The sequence below is a fragment of the Novosphingobium pentaromativorans US6-1 genome (assembly GCF_000767465.1).
GTDB classification, from domain to species: Bacteria; Pseudomonadota; Alphaproteobacteria; order Sphingomonadales; family Sphingomonadaceae; genus Novosphingobium; species Novosphingobium pentaromativorans.
Genome location: NZ_CP009292.1, coordinates 105,142 through 128,260 on the forward strand (window position 1 = coordinate 105,142; position 23,119 = coordinate 128,260).

21 protein-coding genes and 4 pseudogenes are annotated in these 23,119 nt (G+C 59.2%); 14 read left to right on the top strand and 11 right to left on the bottom strand.

All coding sequences use genetic code 11. The annotated features are described in order from the left end of the window. Position 1 precedes the first annotated feature (1 nt). The 9 genes from JI59_RS19180 (at position 2) to kce (ending at position 8,577) form a co-directional block, all read left to right on the top strand. Entirely contained in the window at positions 2-1,045 is a 1,044-nt protein-coding gene (locus JI59_RS19180) for an aromatic ring-hydroxylating oxygenase subunit alpha (RefSeq protein WP_039857629.1), read from the top strand. Between the two features lie 80 nt (positions 1,046-1,125). Further along, the gene (locus JI59_RS19185; protein ID WP_039857627.1) at positions 1,126-2,550 is read left to right on the top strand and encodes an aldehyde dehydrogenase family protein; all 1,425 of its coding nucleotides are present in this window, start codon (positions 1,126-1,128) and stop codon (positions 2,548-2,550) included. Positions 2,551-2,637: 87 nt separating this feature from the next. Then, positions 2,638-3,351 carry a TetR/AcrR family transcriptional regulator gene (locus tag JI59_RS19190; RefSeq protein WP_007014055.1) on the top strand — a complete coding sequence of 238 codons (714 nt, stop codon included), beginning with the start codon at positions 2,638-2,640 and terminating at the stop codon, positions 3,349-3,351. Between the two features lie 179 nt (positions 3,352-3,530). After that, the gene (locus JI59_RS19195) at positions 3,531-4,328 is read left to right on the top strand and encodes a cyclase family protein (RefSeq protein ID WP_085997512.1); all 798 of its coding nucleotides are present in this window, start codon (positions 3,531-3,533) and stop codon (positions 4,326-4,328) included. Positions 4,329-4,405: 77 nt separating this feature from the next. Then, positions 4,406-4,756: a cupin domain-containing protein gene (locus tag JI59_RS19200; RefSeq protein WP_007014053.1), complete on the top strand. Its 351-nt coding sequence runs from the start codon at positions 4,406-4,408 to the stop codon at positions 4,754-4,756. Continuing rightward, positions 4,753-5,553, top strand: a complete 801-nt coding sequence (locus JI59_RS19205; protein ID WP_007014052.1) for an SDR family NAD(P)-dependent oxidoreductase — start codon at positions 4,753-4,755, stop codon at positions 5,551-5,553. Before JI59_RS19200 ends, JI59_RS19205 begins: the two co-directional genes overlap by 4 nt. A gap of 3 nt (positions 5,554-5,556) precedes the next feature. Then, positions 5,557-6,462, top strand: a complete 906-nt coding sequence (locus JI59_RS19210) for a 3-hydroxyacyl-CoA dehydrogenase family protein (RefSeq protein WP_007014051.1) — start codon at positions 5,557-5,559, stop codon at positions 6,460-6,462. Beyond that, entirely contained in the window at positions 6,459-7,661 is a 1,203-nt protein-coding gene (locus JI59_RS19215; RefSeq protein ID WP_007014050.1) for an MFS transporter, read from the top strand. The genes JI59_RS19210 and JI59_RS19215 overlap by 4 nt, the downstream gene beginning before the upstream one ends. Continuing rightward, positions 7,651-8,577, top strand: a complete 927-nt coding sequence (kce, locus tag JI59_RS19220) for a 3,5-dioxohexanoate:acetyl-CoA acetone transferase (RefSeq protein ID WP_007014049.1) — start codon at positions 7,651-7,653, stop codon at positions 8,575-8,577. Before JI59_RS19215 ends, kce begins: the two co-directional genes overlap by 11 nt. Positions 8,578-8,592: 15 nt before the next feature. Here the strand turns inward: kce and JI59_RS19225 are convergent, their stop codons facing one another. Next, positions 8,593-9,696, bottom strand: a complete 1,104-nt coding sequence (locus JI59_RS19225) for a CaiB/BaiF CoA transferase family protein (protein WP_007014048.1) — start codon at positions 9,694-9,696, stop codon at positions 8,593-8,595. Then, positions 9,696-10,871 carry an acyl-CoA dehydrogenase gene (locus JI59_RS19230; RefSeq protein WP_007014047.1) on the bottom strand — a complete coding sequence of 392 codons (1,176 nt, stop codon included), beginning with the start codon at positions 10,869-10,871 and terminating at the stop codon, positions 9,696-9,698. The genes JI59_RS19225 and JI59_RS19230 overlap by 1 nt, the downstream gene beginning before the upstream one ends. A 105-nt stretch (positions 10,872-10,976) precedes the next feature. On the opposite strand from JI59_RS19230, the gene JI59_RS19235 reads away from it, so the two are divergent. Beyond that, complete coding sequence (locus JI59_RS19235) at positions 10,977-11,882, top strand: LysR family transcriptional regulator (RefSeq protein WP_052117999.1); 906 nt, start codon at positions 10,977-10,979, stop codon at positions 11,880-11,882. 10 nt (positions 11,883-11,892) lie between these two features. On the opposite strand, the gene JI59_RS25775 is transcribed toward JI59_RS19235, so the two are convergent. The 4 genes from JI59_RS25775 to JI59_RS19250 are packed head-to-tail and all read right to left on the bottom strand — an operon-like array spanning position 11,893 to position 15,279. Beyond that, positions 11,893-12,273: an amidohydrolase family protein gene (locus JI59_RS25775; protein ID WP_007014045.1), complete on the bottom strand. Its 381-nt coding sequence runs from the start codon at positions 12,271-12,273 to the stop codon at positions 11,893-11,895. Positions 12,274-12,285: 12 nt separating this feature from the next. Continuing rightward, entirely contained in the window at positions 12,286-13,146 is an 861-nt protein-coding gene (locus JI59_RS19240; RefSeq protein WP_007014044.1) for an amidohydrolase family protein, read from the bottom strand. A 30-nt stretch (positions 13,147-13,176) separates the two neighbouring features. Then, entirely contained in the window at positions 13,177-14,043 is an 867-nt protein-coding gene (locus tag JI59_RS25780) for a glutathione S-transferase family protein (RefSeq protein ID WP_007014043.1), read from the bottom strand. Positions 14,044-14,055: 12 nt separating this feature from the next. Beyond that, positions 14,056-15,279, bottom strand: coding sequence for an MFS transporter (locus JI59_RS19250; RefSeq protein WP_039857625.1), 1,224 nt, complete (start codon positions 15,277-15,279; stop codon positions 14,056-14,058). 402 nt (positions 15,280-15,681) lie between these two features. On the opposite strand from JI59_RS19250, the pseudogene JI59_RS28220 reads away from it, so the two are divergent. Together JI59_RS28220 and JI59_RS26300 are read left to right on the top strand one after the other, a co-directional pair. Next, a pseudogene (locus tag JI59_RS28220) lies at positions 15,682-16,314 on the top strand (IS630 family transposase); the annotation flags it as partial. After that, positions 16,307-16,617, top strand: a pseudogene (locus JI59_RS26300) (IS5/IS1182 family transposase); the annotation flags it as partial. The pseudogenes JI59_RS28220 and JI59_RS26300, both read left to right, overlap by 8 nt. 278 nt (positions 16,618-16,895) lie before the next feature. On the opposite strand, the pseudogene JI59_RS19260 reads toward JI59_RS26300, so the two are convergent. Beyond that, positions 16,896-17,490, bottom strand: a pseudogene (locus JI59_RS19260) (transposase); the annotation flags it as partial. A gap of 113 nt (positions 17,491-17,603) precedes the next feature. On the opposite strand from JI59_RS19260, the gene JI59_RS19265 reads away from it, so the two are divergent. Continuing rightward, a complete protein-coding gene (locus JI59_RS19265) occupies positions 17,604-19,187 on the top strand; it encodes an integrase catalytic domain-containing protein (protein ID WP_007015845.1) in 1,584 nt (527 codons plus the stop codon). A gap of 38 nt (positions 19,188-19,225) precedes the next feature. Here JI59_RS19265 and JI59_RS26860 read toward each other — a convergent pair. From JI59_RS26860 to JI59_RS19280, 4 genes and pseudogenes are all read right to left on the bottom strand, one after another. Further along, a pseudogene (locus tag JI59_RS26860) lies at positions 19,226-19,351 on the bottom strand (IS110 family transposase); the annotation flags it as partial. 300 nt (positions 19,352-19,651) lie between these two features. Beyond that, positions 19,652-19,990 (bottom strand): transposase, encoded by a 339-nt coding sequence (locus tag JI59_RS19270; protein ID WP_007014037.1) that lies wholly within the window; start codon positions 19,988-19,990, stop codon positions 19,652-19,654. 223 nt (positions 19,991-20,213) lie between these two features. Beyond that, positions 20,214-20,879 carry a pyridoxamine 5'-phosphate oxidase family protein gene (locus JI59_RS19275; RefSeq protein ID WP_007014036.1) on the bottom strand — a complete coding sequence of 222 codons (666 nt, stop codon included), beginning with the start codon at positions 20,877-20,879 and terminating at the stop codon, positions 20,214-20,216. Continuing rightward, entirely contained in the window at positions 20,863-21,957 is a 1,095-nt protein-coding gene (locus JI59_RS19280; protein ID WP_081474007.1) for a carbon-nitrogen hydrolase family protein, read from the bottom strand. Before JI59_RS19280 ends, JI59_RS19275 begins: the two co-directional genes overlap by 17 nt. A 149-nt stretch (positions 21,958-22,106) precedes the next feature. Between JI59_RS19280 and JI59_RS26305 the strand changes: the two genes are divergently transcribed. Continuing rightward, complete coding sequence (locus tag JI59_RS26305; protein ID WP_238532575.1) at positions 22,107-23,108, top strand: AraC-like ligand-binding domain-containing protein; 1,002 nt, start codon at positions 22,107-22,109, stop codon at positions 23,106-23,108. Positions 23,109-23,119: the final 11 nt, after the last annotated feature.

Sequence of the window (23,119 nt, forward strand, 5' to 3'; positions counted from 1 at the left end):
AATGTTTCCATTGTCTGAGGGACATTTTGCTGCGCGAAATCGCTGGTATATCGCCGCATGGTCGGACGAAATTACGCGCACGCCGATCGAACGCTGGATTCTGGATGAACCTGTTGCGCTCTATCGACAGGAAAATGGCGTCCCCGTGGGTTTGGACGGGCGATGCCCCCATCACCTTTATCCACTCGGCAAGAGCGGCACAAAAAATGACAATATAGTTTGCGATTACCATGGGCTCGAATTCCAGCCGGATGGAACGTGTATTGGTGCCCCATTCTTGGAAGGAGTGCCCGGTGCTTGCAACGTCAAATCCTATCAGCTTCGTGAGAAGTGGAATTGGATCTGGATATGGCCCGGGGACCCCGAACTGGCGGATGAAAGCCTGATCCCCGATCATTTTGAAATTGGCGTCACGAACCCAGCCTACCATGCGGTCCGCGGCCTTAGACTGGATATCGCGGCGCGCTATCAACTGCTCAACGACAATCTTCTCGACCTGCAGCACCTTGAGGTGTTGCACGCCGGCATTCTGGGCAATGACGGAATAGGGCAAGCCGACGAAGAACGTGGTTCCGGTGAAGACTGGATTCTCAGCGCGCGCAAAATGCGTGACATTGAACTTCCCAAGGCTTTTCAGCCGTTTTTCGGGCAGCGTCGAGTTGACCGGACGCTGACTATGAACTGGCACATTCCCGGGTTGCATGTCGGTCCTGATATTTTTACCGTTCCGGAAGGCGAACCCGACGCGGGACGCGAAATCATGCAAGTGATCGCATACCATGCCTTGACGCCGGCGCGCAGGAATAGCTGCCACTACTTTGTCACGTTCGCTCGTTCTTTCGCACATGGCGACGAAGCGGTTGACCAGGCGATGCTGAAGAGCTTTCGCGGTGTCCTCGATCAAGACGTATTCGCGGCAGAAGAAATCGAAAAACAGCTGCAGAACGCATCAACGCCACAAAAGGAAATCCTGTTCAAATCCGATGCTACTTTAGTGATTGGCCGGCGCTTGCTGGAACAGATTATCGCAGCTGAAACCACCTAGGCGAAGTTGCCCGATGATCGAATGGTGAACAGTCAGGGTGCTGACGATGTTGGGCGCTTCAAAAAAAAAGGGCTAACTTAGTGAATCATAACTTGATCGGTGGACGCTGGGTTGCCGGCACGTCGGCCGCCAATATTAACCCGTCTGATACCAATGACGTGATTGGGGACTATGCGCAGGCTGATGAGGATCAGGCCCGCCTCGCGATTGAGGCGGCTCGCGATGCGTTTCCCGGATGGTCGCGCACATCGCCGCAACAGCGTGCCGATTTACTGGATCAGGTTGGGAGCGAAATCCTCCTGCGCCGCGATGAACTGACCAACCTGCTCGCCCGGGAAGAAGGAAAGACGCGAGCCGAAGCGACCGGCGAGGTCACTCGCGCAGGGCAAATCTTCAAGTTTTTCGCCGGGGAGGCGATGCGGATCGCTGGCGACAGCATGGGGTCCGTCCGCCCCGGCATTGAGGTTCAGGTGACCCGCGAACCGGTTGGCGTGGTCTCGCTGATCACGCCCTGGAACTTCCCGATCGCCATTCCTGCGTGGAAGATCGCACCCGCACTTGCATTCGGCAATTGCGTGATCTTCAAGCCCGCTGATCTGGTACCGGGCTGCGCCTGGGCGTTGGCCGAAATGCTTGACCGTGCGGGCTGCCCCGCCGGCGTGTTCAACCTTGTCATGGGACGCGGGCGGGTGCTTGGCGACGTTCTGGTCGGTCCGGGTGTCGATGCGGTCAGTTTTACCGGCTCTACTGGTGTTGGTGCTTCGATTCATGCGCGGGCTGCGCAGCACAACATCCGTGTCCAGCTGGAAATGGGTGGCAAAAACCCTCTGGTCATACTCAATGATGCGGATCTGGACCTGGCGGCGCGGATAGCCTGCGAAGGCGCGTTCGGGGCGACCGGCCAGCGGTGCACAGCGTCCTCGCGGCTGATTGTGGAAGCGGGCGTTCATGACGCCTTCGTTGCTCGTATGAGCGAAGAGATGGGGCACATCGTGGTTGGTGATGCGCGGGCGGCTGACACGACGATGGGGCCGGTCGTCGATGGCCGCCAACTGGAGCAGGATCTGGAGTTCGTGCATCACGCCCAAGTGGAGGGCGCGCGCCTTGTCTGTGGAGGTACTTCTCCGACACGGGAGTCCCCTGGCTATTATCTCGCGCCGACGCTGTTTTCGGAAACGACGCACGACATGCGCATCAATCGTGAGGAGGTATTTGGTCCGGTCGCGTCCATCCTGCGCGTGGAGGACTATGACGAAGCGCTGGCGATGGCGAACGACACGCCATTCGGCCTGTGTGCGGGCATTTGCACTACATCGCTTGGCCGGGCCATGGATTTCCGGCGTAATGCGCAGGTCGGCATGGTCATGGTCAATGTGCCCACGGCTGGCGTCGATTATCATGTCCCCTTTGGCGGACGAAAGGCGTCGAGCCATGGCCCACGCGAGCAGGGCAGGGCAGCCGTCGATTTCTATACGAACATGAAAACCAGCTACTTTGGTTGCTAGCTGACGCGGCACACTGACCCGGCCGCAAATTAAAATGATTCGTGATCGTTCTTGACATCCAGGCGGCTGCTCTCGCAAATGCCGCCTATGTCAGCTCAATCAAAAGCTTCGAAGTCGAACGATCCTGCAGGCGCGACGACGGGGCGTATGGCACGGAAAAGGGCAATAACCCGTGCAAGCCTGCTTGCCGCAGCCTTTGAAGTGATGGCTGACTGCGGGGTGGACGGCGCGAAGATCAAGGATATCACTGACCGGGCCGATGTCGGATTCGGGACTTTCTACAATTATTTTGAGAGCAAGGACGATCTTGCAAGCGCGGTGCTCGATTGCATGATCGATGATTTGGGGCGCCGCAACGCTGTCGCGACAAAGGAACTGCGCGAAGAGAGCCCGGCGTTTGTTTTTGCGGTTTCCACACGCCTTGTCATTCGGGAGGCCGCGAAAGAGCCGATTTGGCAATGGTGGGCCATGCGTCCGGACCTGCTAGTCGATCGTCTGCGTGATGGGTTCGGGCCATTTGCCAAACGCGACATCCGCGACGGCATCAATAGCGGCATATTTCATATCGATGCTGGTGACATCGATCAGGCTTGGGCGCTTGCCTGCTGGGTCATGGTTGGCGGTATTCATGACATTGTTGTGGGTGCACGCACAGCCAATGACGATGGCTTTGTTGCGCAGGCTACAGCGGCGCTGCTGGGTCTTGATTTTGCTTCGGCGCAACGCGTTTCGACATATCCCCTGCCGGACTATCCCCCAGCGTCGATAGACTGGCATTTTTCCAGGGCGGAAGTCGACTGATTCAAAAAAGTGATTGTAGATCACTTTTGATTGTAATACACACATGATCATTGGTCATGTGTGTTGTTCCAGCTGCATGCATGTCGACTTTCTAGGAGAGAGAGATGCCCGGTTGGGAAGAAGGCGATTGGCGCGACGAGTCGCTTTGCAAATTCACGCAGAGCAATCTGCTCAATGATATGGGTCTGGAATTCTACGACCTGAGCCACCCGTGGGGCCTGGGTCAGCCATGCTGGCCCTATTTCGAAGACGTGAAGATCGAGCGGCTGCACGGCATGTCCAAATCGGGCGTGCTGACCCAGAAGATCACCACCGTCATGCATTCGGGCACGCATATCGATGCGCCAGCACATGTGGTGCCGGGAACGCCTTTCATGGATGAAGTGCCGCTTCCATATTTCTTTGGCACGGGCGTCGTGGTTTCGATCCCGAAGAAGAAATGGGAAGTCATCACCGCCGAGGATCTGGAGAATGCACGCCCGCAGATCCGCGAGGGCGACATCGTCATCGTCAACACCGGTTGGCACAAATATTATGGCGATAACCAGCATTATTATGGCTACTCGCCGGGCTTCTACAAGGAAGCGGGCGAGTGGTTCGTCCAGAAGAAGGTCAAGATGTGCGGGTCCGACACCCAGGCACTCGACCATCCGCTCGGTACCGCGATCGGTCCGCATGGTCCGGGCGCGCCCAATGGCCTCCTGCCGCGCATCAACCAGGAATATGAACAGTTGACGGGTCGGAAGGTGATCGAGGACTTCCCGGAGTGGGAGCCCTGCCACAGCGCGATCCTGTCAGCCGGAATCTGCGGGTTCGAGAATGTCGGTGGCGATATCGACAAGGTGACCGGCAAGCGTGTGACCTTTGCGGCGTTCCCGTGGCGCTGGAAGAAGGGCGACGGCTGTATCGTCCGCCTTGTCGCCATCGTCGATCCGAAGGGCACGTTCCGGATCGAAACCGGCAAGGATAACGACTGAATTGCCTGGTGCGTGGCGGGGCAGCTCCGCCACGCCTTTCAGATCAGGGATAGCCCGATAATTTGAGGGGATGGTGGATGGATGTCGTCCGGCTGGTGGATGCCAGAACCTATATTGCGCCCAAACATTATGACATGCGCTCGCTGCGCCTGCAGGGCGTCGATGCCAGTGCCGCCGATTTTGCATGGGCCGGCCTGTCTTATTTTCTGCCTGGTGGCGGCGCCGAGATGGACGCGGGGCCGCTCGGCAAGATCTATGTTGTGATCGAAGGTGAAGTCACGATCGAGCTGGCGTCGGGCGAGACGCAGGTGCTCGGCAAGCTCGATAGCTGTTTCATTCCCGGTGGCGAGGGAAGGGCGGTGCGCAATGACGGCAATGTAATCGCGGCAATGATCGTAGTCATGCCCTATCCGGAGAAGAACGCATGACACTACCTCTGATCGACACTTCGGGCCTTTTTGACGTGACCGGCAAGTCCGCGATCATCGTCGGCGCCACCGGCTCATTCGGTAAGGTTGTGTGCGTCACACTCGGCAGGGCCGGTGCCCGCCTGACAGTGACGGCGGGGAATGCTGCCGACCTCGACGCGCTTTGCAGCGATCTTGGTGATGCGGGGGTAGCCGCGACCGGCGTCAACCTTCGGCCCGACAGCGAGGAAGCGTGCGATGCGATCGTGGCCTCTGCCGTTGCGGCCCATGGCGGGGTGGACATTCTGGTTATCGCATCCGGCGTCAATGAAGTGGCGATGATCGGTGACTTGACCCCGGAGCAGTTCCAGAAAGTGATGCTGGCCAATGTCGATGGGGCTTGGATGATGGCGCGCGCGGCGGGCAAGGTGATGATCGATCAGGGCCGGGGCGGCAAGGTCGTCTTTACGTCATCGGCACGGGGCAAGCTGGGCCATCCGGCAGGTTATTCGGCCTATTGCACGTCCAAGTCCGCTGTCGACGGCTTGACCAAGGCGCTGGGCTGCGAATGGGGTAAGCATGGTATTACGGTGAACGCTATCGCGCCCACGGTGTTTCGCTCGCCGCTTACCGCCTGGATGTTCGAGGAAAATGAAAGTGCGGCCAAGGTGCGCGAAGGCTTTCTAGCCCGGGTTCCCGTGGGGCGCCTCGGCGAACCGGAGGATTTGGCTGGCCCCTTGCTGTTCCTTTGTTCGCGCGCGTCGGATTTTCATACCGGGCATATTGTCTATGCCGACGGCGGCTATACGGCGGGCTGAGCGATGACAAAACAACGCATTGCGGTCATCGGTGGCGGCTTGATGGGGGCGGGCATCGCCCAGGTGTTCGCTGCCGCCGGGCATGACGTGTGGGTTCAAGAACCTGACGATGCCGTGAGGGACACTGTTGTTTCGCGCATCCGGGCTGGTCTGAGGCGACTGGGCGACGATCCTGCATCGGCGGACAGGGTGCTGGTAACCTCCAGTCTGACCGAGGCGGTGGAAAAGGCCGATTTCGTGACCGAAGCGGCTCCGGAAAAGCTTTGGATCAAACGGACCATCTTCTCCGCTCTCGAACAGGCGGCGCCGGCGCACGCCATTCTCGCCAGCAATACGTCGGTCATGCCGATCGGTTCGATTGTCGCGGGGCTTGGCAGTGCCGGCCGAATGCTTGGTACGCATTGGTGGAATCCGCCAACGCTGGTGCCGCTGGTTGAGGTGATTCAGGGGCCGCAAACGTCTGACGGCACAGTGGATGAAACGATGCGGCTGCTGGCCAGCGTTGGCAAGAAGCCTGCACATGTCAAAAAAGATGTGGCCGGGTTTGTCGCCAATCGCCTTCAGCATGCCCTGTGGCGTGAAGCCATCGGCATGGTGGCCGATGGGATATGCGATGCCCGTACCGTCGATGATTGTGTGAAGAACAGCTTTGGCCTGCGCCTTGCCGTGCTTGGCCCCCTTGAAAATGCCGACCTCGTCGGGATCGATCTTACGCGGGATATCCATCGAACCATCATTCCCGAGCTCAATCGCGATGCGGCACCCAACTCCCTGTTGGACGACCTTATCGGCGCGGGCCGGCTGGGCTTCAAAACCGGCGAAGGGTTCCAGCAATGGAGCGATGAGGAACAGGCCGCCCTGCGTGCACGGCTGGTCGATCACCTGATCGCCGCAAGAGGCAGGGCGTGAGCCCGGCCAGGACAGGGTGGAGCGAATTCAAGATTGTCGGCCTGATGGCGCTTGGTTTCGGCCTCGTCGGGATAGATCGCTTCCTGATTTCCCCACTGTTCCCCACGATCGCCAAGGAACTTCACCTCAACTATAGCGATATCGGCTATATCGCCGGTGCCCTTGCTCTTGCCTGGGGTGTGTCTGCGCTACTGATGGGCAATATCTCGGACCGCATCGGGCGGCGAAAAGTCCTAACCGGCGCGATGCTGCTGTTCTCGCTCCTGATCGGTGCCAGCGGCCTTGCGTCCGGCCTTATGGGGCTGGTCCTTGTCCGCATCGTAATGGGCGTGGCCGATGGCGCCTATACCCCTCCCAGCATTTCGGCGACGCTCGAGGCCTCTCCGCCCAAGCGCCATGGGCTCAACATCGGCATTCAACAGATGATGCTGCCGCTCTGTGGACTGGCGCTGGCGCCGTGGCTTGTCGGCCAATTGCTTCCACATATGAGTTGGCGGTGGATCTTTGTGTTGTTCGCTGCGCCAGGGCTGTTGCTGACTATTGCCGTCTGGAAATTTCTTCCCGAAGCAGCCGCGCCGGATCAGGAGCGGAACAGTTTCGCCGACTGGAAGGCGGTCCTGCGCTATCGCAATATCCGCCTGCTGATGCCGTTGATGCTGTGCTGGCTGACCTGCCTGATCACTACATCGGCTTTGATGCCCAGTTATCTGATTGATCATCATCATCTCGGCCTGGGTCAGATGGGCGGCATCATGTCTGCCATTGGTCTTGGCTCGACAGTGGGAACTCTGGTCTTGCCGACACTTTCAGATGTCACCGGGCGTAAACCGGTGATGATCGGCTCCACGCTGGGTGTGGCGGGTTCGCTGTGGATGCTGGCACACGCTGGCAGCGACCCTGCAATGCTGTTTGTCTGGCTGGCGGCGGTTCATCTGTTCAACAACGCCTGCATCACGCTGACCGTCGGACCGATTTGCGCCGAGACCGTGCCGACGTCGCTGACGGCGACGGCGACCGGGGTGATCATTGCCTGCGGCGAACTTGGCGGCGGCGGGCTGGCCCCGATCATTGCGGGCCATGTCGCTGACAGTTTCGGGATCGAACATATTCTGTGGCTGCCGCTCGGGGCCATGGGGATCGCCCTCGCGCTGACGCTATTCCTCAAAGAAACACGCTGGAGTGCCAAACATGGCCAATAAGGTAATCATCACGTGCGCCATCACGGGCGGCATTCACACGCCCACCCTGTCTGATGCGCTGCCCTACAAACCGGCCGATCTAGCCACACAGGCGATCGAAGCGGCCGAAGCTGGTGCCGCAATCCTGCACATCCACGCACGCGACCCCGAGACGGGTGCGCCGACAGGGAGCCCCGATGTCTATCGGCAATTCCTGCCTATCATCAAGCAGGGCACCGATGCGGTCATCAACCTGACGACCGGCGGCAGCCCGGACATGACGCCGGAGGACCGGCTGGCGGGTGCGCTCGCCTTCTCGCCTGAGATGTGTTCGCTCAACATGGGCAGCATGAATTTCTCGTTCCACGACATGGGTCGTAAGGTGAAGGAATGGAAATTTCCCTGGGAAGATCAATATATTCTCGACAGCGAGAAGTTCATCTTCCGCAACACCTTCGCCGATATCCGTCGCAACTATGAGCTTCTGACCGACCACGGCACCAGGTTCGAGCATGAATGCTATGATATCGGCCATCTCTACAATCTGGCCTATTTCGCCGACAAGGGTATCGCGAAGCCCCCCTTCTTCATCCAGTCGATCTTCGGGATTCTCGGCGGGATCGGAGGCGATCTGGACAATGTGATGTTCATGAAACGCACCGCCGACAGGCTGTTCGGCAGCGACTATGTCTGGTCGGTGCTGGGCGCGGGCAAATTTCAGATGCCTGTCTGCACTATGGCGGCCCAACTCGGCGGCAATGTGCGGGTCGGCCTGGAAGACAGCCTGTTCATCGGCCGGGGCCAGCTTGCCTCGTCGAACGCACAGCAGGTCGAGAAAATCGTGCGCATAATTCGCGAAATGGGATTAGAACCGGCAACCCCGGACGAAGCGCGCGGGCTGCTCCATCTCAAGGGCGCCGACCGGACAAAGATTTGACCCGGCATCCTGCCTTCAGCAGGGGAAAGCCAGCGGCGAGCGCGAGAAGACAATCGGCAATCGCAGACCGGGAATGGCAGCGCCACCGTCGCTTTGGGCCACGGCGATTGCCATTCCGCGGTGGCGGACTTGCGGATCGTTGAAGGCATCGGCCACAGAGTTGATCGGCCCGGCAGGCACACCGGCAGCGGTCAAGGCGGCGAGGAGCTCGTCACGCGGGCGCGCCGCTATGGCGGGGATCAGCATCGTATTCATCGGCGTACGATGCTCTACACGGCCTGCATTGGTGGCGAGATTTTCATGCGGTTCCACGCCCAGAACCGCGCAGCATCGCTGGAACTGTTCATCGTTGCCGACCGCGAGGATGATCCAGCCATCGCTGGTCGCATAGGATTGGTAGGGTGCGATGTTCGGGTGCACATTGCCCGCGCGGCTTGGGGCGACGCCCGACACAAGATAATTCATCGCCTGATTGGCCAGCGTGCCGACCATCACGTCGAGCAGCGCCATATCGATCTGCTGTCCCATTCCGCTGCGTTCGCGTTCGGCCAGCGCGGCATGAATGGCGATGACGGCATAGAGTCCGGTCATGATATCGGCATAGGCGACGCCGATTTTCTGGGGCGGACCGTCCGGCTCTCCGGTCAGGTCCATGATCCCGCTCAGACCCTGGGCGATGAAATCATAGCCCGGGCGCGCAGCATAGGGGCCGTCCTGTCCGAAGCCAGTGATCGAGCAATAGACCAGACGCGGATTGATAGCGGAAAGGGAAGGGTAATCGAGGCCGTAGCGCACCAGCCCGCCAACCTTGAAGTTCTCAATCAGAACATCGGCATTGGCTGCAAGTTCACGCGCCTGGGCCTGGCCTTCCGGTGTCGCAAAGTCGATGGTGACGAACTGCTTTCCCCGGTTGGTCGCGTGAAAATAGGCTGCCTCGCGCGATCCGTCTTCATGTTCGACGAACGGCGGACCCCAGCGACGCGTATCGTCGCCGGCCGGGCTTTCCACCTTGATCACCTCGGCGCCAAGATCGGCGAAAATCTGTCCCGCCCAGGGGCCAGCCAATATCCGCGCGAACTCAACAACCCTCAGGCCATGCAGGGGCGGCAAAGCCTCCATCAGAACGCCGAAAGCCCGGTGATGCCCCGCCCAAGGATCAAGGCGTGCACGTCATGCGTGCCTTCGTAAGTGTTCACGGTCTCCAGATTGAGCATGTGGCGGATGACATGATATTCGCCCGAAATGCCGTTGCCGCCGTGCATGTCTCGCGCCGCGCGGGCGATGTCGAGTGCCTTGCCGACATTGTTGCGCTTGACCAGCGAGATCATCTCCGGCGCGTAATTTCCTTCATCCATCAGCCGGCCGACCCGCAGCGATGCCTGAAGGCCAAGGCTGATGTCCGTTACCATGTCGGCCAGCTTTTTCTGGTAGAGCTGGGTTGCGGCGAGCGGCCGTCCGAACTGCCTGCGCTCAAGCCCATATTGGCGCGCGGCGGCATAGCAGAATTCCGCTGCGCCAAGCGCGCCCCAGGAGATACCGTAGCGGGCCCGGTTCAGGCAGCCGAAGGGGCCTTTCAGTCCTTCGACATTTGGCAGCAGCGCGGTTTCCGGCACAGTTACATCGTCGAGGTTGATCATGCCGGTGATCGATGAGCGCAGACTCAGCTTGTTGGCGATCTTGGGCGCAGAAAGGCCCGTCATGCCCTTTTCAAGAATGAAACCGCGAATGGCGCCACCATGTGCCTCGGACTTGGCCCACACGACGAAAACGTCGGCGATCGGCGCATTGGTGATCCAGGTCTTGTTGCCGGTCAGGCAATAGCCGCCAGCAACCTTGCGCGCGACGGTACGCATGCTGCCGGGGTCCGATCCTGAATCCGGTTCGGTCAGTCCGAAGCAACCGATCAAACTGCCTGCGGTCAGTCCGGGCAGATAGGCCTGCCGTTGTGCTTCCGAGCCATATTGATAGATCGGGAAAGCGACCAGGCTCGACTGGACGCTCATCATCGAACGATAGCCGGAATCGACCCGCTCGATCTCGCGCGCGATCAGGCCATAGGCGACATAGGATGCGCCGACGCCGCCATATTGTTCGGGCAAGGTAGGGCCGAGCAGCCCCTGTGCGCCGAATTCGCGGAAGATGGCCGGGTCGCAATGCTCCCGCTCGAAAGCATCGGCGATGCGGGGCTGCAGTCGATCTTGCGCAAAAACATACGCCGATTGTGCGATCAGCCGCTCATCTTCGTTGAGCTGGCTGGTGATCTGCAAAGCGTCTTCCCATTGAAACGATGTCATGGTGGCCTGTTTCCAATCTGTTGGGCGATCCGTTGATTGACACGGCCAGCGTAATTCTATCAATGTTTCATATTGCCGCAATCAATTGCGATTTGGAATGATGTGATGATCAATGGCCTGGATGTCGAAGCCTTCGTCGCCATAGCGGAAGAACGGCATTTCCTGCGCGCGGCCGATCGCGTCGGCATCGCGCAATCGGTCGCGAGCAAGCGCCTCAAGCGGCTGGAAGCGCAGCTCGGCCTGACCCTGATCGATCGCGAAAATCGGATGGATATCGGACTGACGCGGGCGGGCAGTCTCTTCCTGCCTGTCGCGCGTGAGACGCTGGATCAGCTGCGCCGCGCCGAGCGGCTGGGCCATGACTTCGGCAGGGGGGAATCTGGGCCGCTGCGGCTCGGCTATGTCTTCTCCGCGGCATTGACCGGATTGCTGATCAACGTGATCGAGGGGCTGGCGCGAAGCAGGCCGCGGCTGGAGGTGAGGCCGGTACTGATGGAAACGCCCGAACAGCTTGCCGCGCTGGAGCAGGGCATTATCGACGTCGGCTTTCTGCGGCCACGGTCAAGCTATCCGGCCTGGTGCCTGAATGAGCGTGCGCACAGCGAGGGCATCCTGCTCGGCATGGCCAAATCGCATGGCCTTTGTGATCGAACCAGCGTGCGGGCCAGCGCGCTGGCTAGCGAAGTTTTCGTCGTACCCCAGTTTCGCGAAGATGTCGGCTTGATCGAACATGTCCATAATCTGGCGAAGCTGGGGGGCTTTGCGCAACCAGTTGTGATACCAACAGCAGACTATATCACTGCCGCCAGCATGGCTGCCGCTGGACTGGGTATCGTATTGGCCCCGGCGTCGCTCGCGCGCCTTCACCTGAAGGGGCTCGGGTTTGTCGGGATAGACGATTACTGTCCATCGCTTGAGATCGAAATGGTGCATCGAGGCGATGTGCCCGAACCGCTGATCGCAGATGTGCGCGCGGCCTTTGGCAGCGCTTCTCCCGTCGACGCGGCCTGATCAGCCCTGATTAGGCATGGGCGTGGTTGGCTGGCGCTTTATGCACGGTTCCGCCTTTCATAACCATGGTCAGCTTGTCCGCTTCCTGTAGGATCGTGATGTCATCGACAGGGTTCCCTGCGACCAGCAACAGGTCCGCGATATAGCCTTCCTTGATTAGGCCGAGTTCGCCGCCACGGTGCATGAGCTGAGCGCCAAGCGCAGTGACGGCATGCAGCGTTTCACCTGGCGTGAAGCCATAGTCGCGCACGAGCAATTCCAGATCACGTGCGTTCCGGCCGATGGGGTTCCAGGCGAAGCCATAGTCACCTCCCGGCAGAATGCGTAGCCCCAGCTTGCGCATCGCGGGAATGACGCGGCGCGTTGCTTCATAGGTCGACCGGACTTCCATATTGGCGATTTCCTAGGACGAAAGGCCTGAACCTTCGATCGTGGTCAGTAGAATGCCCGGTCCCGGCGCTACGAATATTTCGTCGCGCCGTTCGGCCATCAATTCGATTGTCTCCGGGGAGGCAAAGGCACAGTGGTACAGCAGGCGTATGCCGTGGCGCAGCGCCATGCGGAGCGCCTGGTCGGAATAGAGATGGGCACTGGTGTCCAGCTCGCAATCGCGCGCGACCTCCATCAGGGCTTCCAGCTCGTTTTCGTAGAACATCAGGCTGCGCGCAGTGCCATGGATCAGGCTGCTTTCGCCATTGAGACCGATCTTGATATTTTGAATGCCGGTGTCGGCAAGCGCCTTTACCGCATCGCGTACGGCGGCGGGGTTTGATTCCCGGTGGCTACGGTCGATGATGCCGAATGGCAGCTTGTTTTCCGGGTCGATGAATGCCGGCATCCATTGGCCGCAGCTGGAGCGCAGTCGCGGGCCGGGAAGGCGGCCTGCCTCAATTTCCGCCTGCAACAGGATATCGGCGCGGTTGTCGGCGAAGGTCCCGGCCGAGTAGGCCGATGTGTATCCGTGATCGAGCAGGACGCGCGCCGCATAGACTGCACCCAGCATACGGTCCACCGGTGACAGGGCGAACGTGTTGGCGGGAATGCGCCCCACGCTTGCTCCGAAATCGAGATGTGCATGGGCTTCCGTCATCCCCGGCATCAATGTCATGCCGGCCGCATCGATCACATGGTCATCCGACTGCGCCACTGTTGCCGCGCTACGATCGATGGATTGAATGCGATCATCCGAGATCGTCACATCGGCCCGGTACAGCGCTTCGCCCGAGCCATCGAAAATGGTGGCGCCCTTTATGACTTTGCGCATTGGTCGTTTCAGATAACGGGCCGCACGGGTCTATGTCGTCAAGCCGCAGACTTCGGACAGGCTCCGCCCTGCTTGTGCCAGGGCTTCCTGATGCGCCGCAACTCGCGCGGCAAACGGCGGGGGCAGGGCCATTTCAGGAGCAAAGGCGGGATCGGATTTCAGGGTGGCGGCCCACGCCGCAAGTCTTGGATGTAGATGCTCCAAGGGATAGCCGGCAAGAGCGAGCCGATTGACATAGATCACCCAGGCGATGTCGAGCACGGACAGCTGATTGCCCAGAATATAGGATGAACCGGCAAGGCGCTGTTCAAGGTCTTCGAAGGCTGCGCGGAATTCTGCGACAGCGGCGCGTGCGGCCTCGTCGGAAATGCCGCCGTCCAGCATGTTGCGCCAAAAGGCGATTTCCCTGTCGCGCGCTGCATCGGCGACGCCGCCTACTGTGCCGGAACCTTGGTTTGCATAGCGCTCTAGATCCTGTGCGGTCTTGGGCGGTTCGTCCGTCGGCATCATGAACCGGAACGTGACGGTGCGCAGCGCCATGTGCAGATTGTCTTCATGACGCAGCAGGTCGCTCACGCTGTCGTTGTGCTCGGCGGGGATCAGCGATGGTTCGGGGAAGCGCGATTCCAGATGGACGAGAATATCGTTGCTCTCGATATGCACCGCGCCATCATCGATCAGGCACGGCACCAGCCCGCGCGGATTGATGCCCAGATAATAGCTGGAGATATTCTCTTTCAACATGAGGTTGACCGGGTGTGATGTCCACTCGACATCCTTGATGTTCAGATAGATCCGGACCTTTTGTGAACAGGATGATCCGGGCGCATGGAAAAGGTGAATGCCTTTCCAGTCGAGTACTTCGCGGGTGGTGATGTCTCGTTCGGATAATTGCATATTTATTAACCTTTACTGCTTGACCGGGTGTGCCCGAGTTTCAGACTTCGCAGAACGGCGCAACAGAACCGAGCCCATGCCAATAGCACTCATTGTCAGCGCCACGATGCCGAGCACGGCAAAGGCATCGAGTATACTTGTGCCTGCTCTGTTCAACAGCATGCCGACGACAGCCGCACTTAGGAATTGGCCGAAGGTGAATGATGAATTCCACAGGCCGAGGCCGCGTCCGCGCACCTCGTCTGGCATTCGTTCGGCCACTGCCGTCACCAGGGTTGGCAACATCATTCCGCATGCCATCAGGTTAAAAAAGGCCAGTACGACAAGCGGTGCGATTGCCGGGAATTGCGGCATGAGCGTTAGTGTGATGCCGCACAGCAGCAACTCGCAAGGCAGCAACAGTCGCCCAAGCAACTGCTTCATCTGCACGAATAGGGCGGAGCCGAGCATGATGCCCACGGCGGCGATCGCGCTGAGCAGGCCAATCTGGCCGCTGTCCTTGGCGCCGGCGGTCGAAAGCGCCAGCCCGAACTGAAATTGCGTCGTAAAGAAGAAGACCCCGACAACCAACGTGAGCACGCAATAACAGAGTAACCATGCCCAGGGCGTTTGCGCATCTGTGTGGCTCGCAGCAGTGTGCGCCGTTGTTTTGATGCCGCGTGTGTGCCATGCGACGGCCGCCGCCAGTGCTAACCCACTCAGAAACAACAGAAACGAGCCATGCCATCCGAGCGCGGTTCCCGCCATGAATCCACTAAGCGGCAGTACCACGAGCGACGAGGATGTTGCGGCCACCGTCTGGATTGCCAACCATTTGTCCCTGGGAGCGCCCTGGTAAAGCTGACCGATGAGCGCGATGGACAGCACCAGCGCCACGACTTGGCTGACACCAAGCGCGATCCGGGAAGCCAGAATGGTTCCAAAATCGTTCAATATTAGCGGCATGGCGCCAAAAAGGGAAAACAGGCAGAGGCTGATGACGATGGGCCATCTGAGGCCAATCTTGTCTCCGAGATAGCCAGCAAGCGGTGAGAGAAGGGCGGTGCACAGGCCAGGCACGGCAACCAGTGCTGGTATCCAGAAATTGGCGTCTTTCACGCCGGCGAACTGTTGGAACAATTGAGGGACGATCGGGACAAGGACGATCGCCGACATAACTGCCGGTACACTGCACAGCGACAGCACTATCCCCAACGGAACCGATCCTCCGGGTTGGGTTTCCTTAAGCGCCGACATGTCAGCTCTCCCGTGATTCTCATTGCATGAACTTCGTCAGGCGCTCCTTGCGGCGCACCTTTTCCTTATCGTTCGGAGTCACATGATACATCATCATATGTGATGTCAAATCAATTTTTCGTTCTTGGCTGTGCCGTGGTGCCTGTGAGTACTCCACGGGCGTTGCTCGATTGAACTGCTGGGGCGTCCGGTCACCATAGAGCGAGCTTCGCCGCTCGTCACACTCCGCCTGACATCGGCGACAAATTCAACTTCTTCCAGGCCTTGGTGCGCAAATCACGGTGGGATTCCAAGCGTGAATCCAGTCTGTTATACCAACCTGCGCGGCGGGCGACTCACGGGGGGAATCCCAAAGCTGCCGAAATCTGACTCAATGGCGCCTTCAGATTGGAGAACGGCGGCATGGGAACAGCGATTGGTTCGCGGGACGATTTTGACGGTGCGTCGCTGCGCCGATTGTCGCGGACGACGAAGCACGTGAACCAAGCGCGTCGCTTTTGGCACTGGCCGAGATTTACGATGGCAGGAGCCGGAGTGCGGCGGCGCGGATCGGTGGTGTCGGCCTTCAGATTGTGCGGGACTGGGTGCTGCGGTTCAATGCCCGTGGCCCGGACGGCTTGCTTGGTGGCAAGGCACCCGGCCCCCGTTCGTGGCTTAACGATGCTCAGCGCCAGGCATTGGTCGATATTGTCGAACGCGGCACGATCCCGACCATCCATGCCGTTGTGCGCTGGCGCCTGGTCGATCTGGTCCAGTGGCTCCATGACGAATTTTCCGTGTCGCTCGACGAGACCAATGTCAGCCGGGAACTGAAGAAGCTGGGCTACGTGAAGCTTACCGCGCGTCCGCGCCACCACACGCCCAGAACGAGCATGCGATGGAGGCTTTCAAAAAGGGGGCTTCGCTGCCGAGTTGGCAAAGGTCAGGGCAGCCCTCCCGAAAGGCATACCCATAGAGATCTGGTTCCAGGACGAGGCCTGCGTAGGCCAGAAGAACAAGATCACCCGGCGCTGGGCGAGGCGCGGAGCCCGCCCGCCGTAACGCCAAGCCATGGCTCGAAAGCACGTTTGGCGTCCGCGCCGCGATGAAACCGTTCGGGCAACACGCCGCCTTGGCCAGGTAATCTGGAAACGCTGAAGTGGCTATCACCAGCGTAGCCGCGTCGAGACCAAAATGCATTGCTTCAAGCTGCTCGGCGAGCGGGTCATGGCGCGAGAGTTCGATCGACAAGTCGCCGAGCTACAAATCCGTGCTGCCATCCTCAACCGCTTCACTGCCCTTGGAGCGCCCGAAACTCAGCGGGTCGCACAATGTTCGCCCTTCAAAGCGGGAAACTGAAACGAACTCTCATTTGTGCAACATGTATCACCGCCCCATGCACAAGAGATATTTGAGCTGCTTTGACGCGTTGTCGGGTGCTGACATGTATCTGGCCTCGATTGCGGCGGGGTAGATGCCGCGGGCCCGTATGGTGTTCGAAGGTCTGGTCCAGATCAATGCCGCGTGCTCGAAGGCACTTAGTTGCACCCTGGTTTTCCCGATCCCGTCTCATGACCGTTGCGCCAAACTGCTCCTCGCCCTCCTACGCTCCGACGCCCTCGCGACCTGAAGCTGACTTATGCAGCCGCGACCGGAGACTGGTAAACTCCGCCCCGCATCATCAAGGCCCAAGGGATCCGCGCCATTTTGTTGGCGAGCGCCACACGGACCAACATTGGTGGCTTGCGCTTCAGCATCCCGCCCAACCATGTGCCCGGTTTGGCGTTGGCATGGACATGTCGTTTGATGATCACGCTGTTGGCTCCGATGATCAGAAGGCGCCGCAACGATCGTTCGCCCATCTTCGTCGTGCGCTGCTTGCCTCCTGTCGAATGCTGCCGAGATGTCAGGCCAAGCCATGCCGCAAAGTCCCGCCCCTTTTTGAATGTTTCGGAAGCCGGAGCCAGGACCGTAATGGCCGTCGCGATCAGCGGCCCAATGCCTGGCACAGTCATGAGCCGACGCGCGACATCATTCTCCTTGGATCGCCGGACGATCTCGGCATCGAGCTTGCCAAGCTCCAGCATCGAGATGGGTAAGGGTTGCAACCAGCACCTGTAGAGTGGCGATGGCATCCCTGGGCAATCCACTGTCCGGATCCTCGACGATGGAAATCAACCGCGTTGGGTTTGCCGCCCTTTGCGGCATGATCTGTCCAAACTCCCTCAGATGTCAAACGAACTGAGGATTTGACCCCCGCATTGCCTCAAGCAGAATGTTACCGGTAGGACTGCGGGCCCGAGGGGGATGGAGGCTGTTCTGTAACCCTGGATCGGGGATGTCGGATGGGCAGGCGGATCAGCATGGCGACACGATCGGAGTTGGTGGGGGCGATTATCGAGCGGTATCGATCATGCTCTCGGGCGAGCAAGCAGCAGATCCTGGACGAGTTTGTTGCGGTCACCGGTTATCATCGCAAGCACGCGATCCGCGTGCTTGGACGCCGCGAGACGAAGCCGCCGCGCGACCGGCGTCAGGCGATCCGTTACGGCGGCGATGTCCGCGAGGCGCTGGTGGTGTTGTGGGAGGCGTCGGATCGCCTCTGCTCAAAGCGCCTGAAGCCGTTGATCCCGGTTCTGCTACCGGCGCTCGAGCGGCACGACCGGCTCGACGTCAGTGCCGAGCTGCGCGACAAGCTGCTCACGGTGAGCGCGGCGACGATGGACCGGCTGCTGTCGGAGGTGCGTATTGTCGCGCGCGGCGGGCGGCGGCGTCGGACCGGCATGAGCTCCGCAGTGCGCCGGTCGGTTCCGGTCCGCACCTTCGGGGACTGGAACGATCCTGTGCCCGGTTATGTTGAGGTCGACTTCGTGGCGCATTCCGGCACCTCTTCCTCCGGCAGTTTCGTGCAAACGATGGTGCTGACCGACATCGCCACGGGGTGGACCGAATGCGTGCCGGTCCGCAGTCGCGACAGCAGCCTGGTGGTTGCGGCGATCCAGCAAGCGCAGCGGTTCTTTCCGTTCCCACTCCTGGGCGTAGACTTCGACAATGACAGCGCCTTCATGAATGAACTCGTGGTCTGCTGGTGCCGAAGCCAGGGTCTGGAGGTGACGCGCTCCCGGGCCTATCGCAAGAATGATCAGGCGTGGGTCGAGCAGAAGAACGGCGCCATCGTCCGGCGCCTGGTGGGCTACGGCAGGTTCGTGGGAGCGGAGGCGACAGCGGCGCTCAGCCGCTTGTACGATGTGGTGCGGCTGCACGGTAATCTGTTCCAACCCTCGTTCAAACTGCGGGAGAAGACCCGGATCGGTGCGCGCATCATCAAACGCTATCATCCGCCCACGCCGCCGGCCGCGCGCGTGCTGGCTCATCCCGATGTAGCCGCGCCCGATAAAGAGCGGCTGAGCCGGATGCTGGAAATGGCCGATCCCGTGATGCTGTTCGCAGGCATCCGGGCAGCACAAGACGATCTGGGGAAACGCGTCGATCGCCGCGGGCTGAATGCCAAGCCTGAGGAGCCGGTCGTTGTCGACCTGCAGCGCTTTGCCGTCAATCTGGAGACAGCCTGGCAGGCGGGCGAGACGCGGCCCACGCATCGGCGTCCCTATCGGCGAACCAAGCCCTATCCCAAAAGGCCGAGCATGCTCGATCCGTTCGAGGCGCAAATCCGCGCGTGGATCGCGGCGGACCCGACGCTCTCGGCAGCCGCAGTGTTGCAGCGGCTTATGAGCGCCGATCCGTCACGCTTCACGAAGAAGAGCGAGCGAACGGTGCAATTAGCCGTGAAGGCGTGGCGCGCGGAAATCACCGGGCAGATCATCCTCAATGGTGACTGGATGAAGGGCTTCGCCCTATCTGCACCCGCCGCGGCGGGTGGAGATAGGGCGCACCTCGCAACCGCTCAGCCCGGTAACAATCTTCGGTGAGGCAACACGGGGGGTCAGTTTGTCAGTTCGGGTGACATCAGATGGCCGCGCAGAGCATTGATCGCCTGCGTGCGCTGCCGGATCAGTAGCTCGCGGGTGCGGAAGACCGTAGCTGCCCCTTGGGTCTCTTCGCTCTTCACGGGCACGAACCGCATCGTCGGCCCCATGTACCTGAAACACATTCTTCGCCAGATCGAGCCCGACCTTGATAATCTCCGACATGACCGCTCTCCTGTGTGGATCGTCCCAGACCCACCTTGGAACAGAGATGCCGTCTTGGGGGGCGGTCACATCATCAAAGCCGCAAAGACCGCGCCGCTTGATGCTCTCTGCTCCAACACTGTTTGCGCAGTATAGCCAGCCCTGTTACTCCCTCGCGCATGTCGGTCGCCCCGCCAGCCTAATCGACCCGCACATCGGTGCCTGGATCGATCATGCCGCCTCAACCGCCCGAATGAGGCCCATCAGGGTCGAGCCTTCGAGCTGCTATCGAAACGAAGGCGGCTTCCTTGCAGCAGACACAGTTCTACGATCGAGGGTGAGGCTAGCCAGTTCTCGAAGGCAGGCTCTGCTTTGAAACTGGGCGAACCAATGTCGACCTGCGATGAGGTCGGCGCCGGCAGCGCAGGGAGCATCCCTCTTTTCTTGAACTCGTGCCGCCACTGGTAAATCTGGCTGCGCGTTACGTCGTAGCGCTGCGCAACTCGCGAAAGCGGTTCGCCGTTCACACCCACCGCGGCGACAATCTCCAGCTTCTCCGCCCGCGTCCAGCGACGCCGCCGTACCCGGTCCAATATCTCCATGCTTGCTCTCGCTCTTGCTGAAGACGTCCATAAGTACGTCCTTACGGATCCAACTCAAACCCGAGAAGGCGGGCTCAACCGAGCCGTTACGGCGTATGTCGGACGGCTGGCGCTTCTTCGTCCCGCTGACGAACATGATGATCACCTCCTCGCCGTCTTGGGTGAGATAGAGTCGCTAGCCCTGTTCCCAACCGATTCGATGACTGTAGGCTCTCGCCAATCACTATGATTCTCCGGCCTGCAACCTTTCGACATAGTCTTCGAAGGTGATAGTCCCGCCTTCTTCGCGCGTACGTTTTCGAGCGCCTTCTGGCAGTGAAGCTTGCACCACGTCGATCCGTTTCCACGAAGGATGAGGCTGACTTCCATCATCGCTTGGGATGTAAGGGCTTTGTGCATGGCGGTAGTGCTTGTGGATGTAGCGCGCACAATTGAGAAAGCATGTACTCACATCCACACGCACTACCAATGTCGCGCCGGGAAAATAGCCAAGGTCATCGTCTTCAAATGACAAGGTTGCCGATCCTTGAACTCGCACCCTGTTAGGCGTTTCAAAGTCGATGAAGAGCATCCCTATTTTTGGTCGACTCAGGATATTCCCCATGGACTTGAACATCCCGTTTCCATCATAATTCGGAAACATGAGGGTCTTAGAATCCAGAACTTTAACGAACCCCGTTGCTCCGCCCTTGTAGCTAACGGTTGGTTCGCCTTCATCGCTCACGGTCGAAAGAAAAAAGAAGTCGCGTGACTCGATAAACTGAGCCTGAGGCACTTCAATCTCATCACGAACTATCGCAGCGACAACGGTATCCGCCAACGCTTCGCTTTCGAACTGCTGCTGTAGCTTTCGTTGATCTTGCGTATAGAACTCATCCGGCGTGATCATCGGTATCTCCCGGCATGCGACAGGCATTCACTTGATCTTGGAGCGAACTGGTTAGGTTGAAAAGAGGTTCGATGGCTCCATCTAAGAGGCCATGTTGACTCCTCTCACCAGCAACGCCGAAATTCGGAGCCATATTCTCCACGGGCCTGTTTGCTGCCGGATTGAACAGCAATCGCGCAACGTCGGGGCGTGAGTAGTGGCCCGTCGGATCGGCTGCGGCCTTTGCAAACGCTATCATGCCCAAATCCACGTTCGCATAGAGTAAGCCTTCCTGATCAGGGGCGATGGGCTCGCACATGGGAGAACCATCGGGGCCAAAGATCATTGCGTATCCGCCACCCTGCTTCAGCAATTCTTTCTTGATCTCGGCATCACACAATTCAGTGATCATTTGTTCTGACACCAACCCGCAAGCGGCCAAGACGAAGCACTGGCCCTCAACTGCGTAGATCTGGCTTGCTGCTAGGTTGACCTCGGGCCCCAAGGCGTATGCTGCGCACGCATAGATGGAGAAGCTTGGCCAGGCTCCAACGTGAATCTGCTCATTTTGTGAGAACATCGCATATTTGCTCAATGGGTTGATGTGCTCCCAGCAGCAAAGCGCGCCGAGGTTGCCGATCGGGGTTTGATGCACTTTTAGATCGCTGCCATCCCCTTCGCCGAAAATCGTGCGTTCAACGTGGGTCGCCTTGAGTTTTCGGCGAGCAGCAATAATTCCGTCATCGGGTGAAATGATGAGTTGAGCGATATACAGGCTACCAGCTGCACGCTCGCTATATCCCATCACAACCCAGATGTCGTGCTCGCTGGCACATTGGGCGATGCGTTGAGCCTCTGCACCGTCGGCGGTCATGCAATTTTCGAAATGCCGTCGGACGAACTGCATGCCCCATGCAGGAGAATCGAGCCAAGCCCACCAAGGATAGCCGGGTAGCCAGCACTCTGGGAAAGCGACGAGTTTCGCACCATTTCTGGCCGCCTCCTTTACGAGGTCGAGAGTTTTCTCCACCCCCCGTTCAAGATTGAGAAACTCAGGAGCAGCTTGGACAACAGCCACTTTGAACGGCTCAGAACTCATATTGCATTCCTTACAACCAGATCGATTTTAGAGGCACCAGGCCAGTGCAACACTCATCGGATTGGTGCGAAAGGGTGTCTTTGCTGATGAGGTCGAAAAATTTGTCGGATTCGGCAATCCAAGGTGATAATGTTGGAAACGCTCAGCGCTTGACATATCATCATCATCTGGAGGGCTGTGTCATCGAAGTCGTTTCCCTACATATGACGACAGACTCTGTCGCGTCGAAGGAGCGCGCTTCATATTGGCGAGATCTCGTTTCCGCGACTTTTGTCGAACTTGAATGCGAAATGGCTGTGCCGAGCCAGTTTTCTGGCTCGCTTCGCACAATGGATCTCGGTGATTTTCATATGACAGAAGTTGATGCGGCACCGCAGTTGGTCCGGCGGACCAGGCGGGCAATCAGCGCATCGACAAGCGACCATTTTCTTCTCAGCCTCCAGACCTGGGGGCAAGGTATTATTCTTCAGGATGATCGGGTTGCCTTGCTCCGCCCTGGAGATTTCGCATTGTATGATTCCACGCGCCCTTACAGATTGCAGTTCGAAGAGAAATTTGGGCAGATCGTTGTCCAACTGCCACGCAAGACTGTGACTGAGCGTCTCATTGATGCCGATGGGCTCACGGCTATGCAAGTTGATGGTAGCAAGGGTGTGGGACTCTTGGCGTCGAACTACATCCGAAACCTTCATCAACAAGTCGGCACTATCGAGGAACTTAGTTCTGGTCGCCTGAAAGCGAGCGCAGTCGACCTTCTTGCGACGGCCATCGCTGAGCAAGCGGGCGTTAAATGTCTGGGCACGGAGAACCAGGCCATCCTGCGCAGAAGAGTCATCGCCTATGTCGATCAGCACCTCGCCGATCACGAACTTTCTTGTCGTCGAATTGCCGAGGTTCATGGTATTTCAGAACGGCAACTACGCCGTGCCTTCGAAGGTCAGCACACTTCGCTTTCCGATTGGATCTGGCTTCGACGGCTGGAGAAGGCGAAGCGAGATTTGGTCGACCCATTGAAGGCTCCGCTGTCGATCACGGCAATCGCTTATGATCTTGGGTATCGCGATTCGGCACATTTCAGCCGCTCATTTCGGTCTCGATTTGACTGCACGCCTTCCGCATGGCGGAATGACAACCTAGCTGTCAGGAAATGATTCCCTTCGCG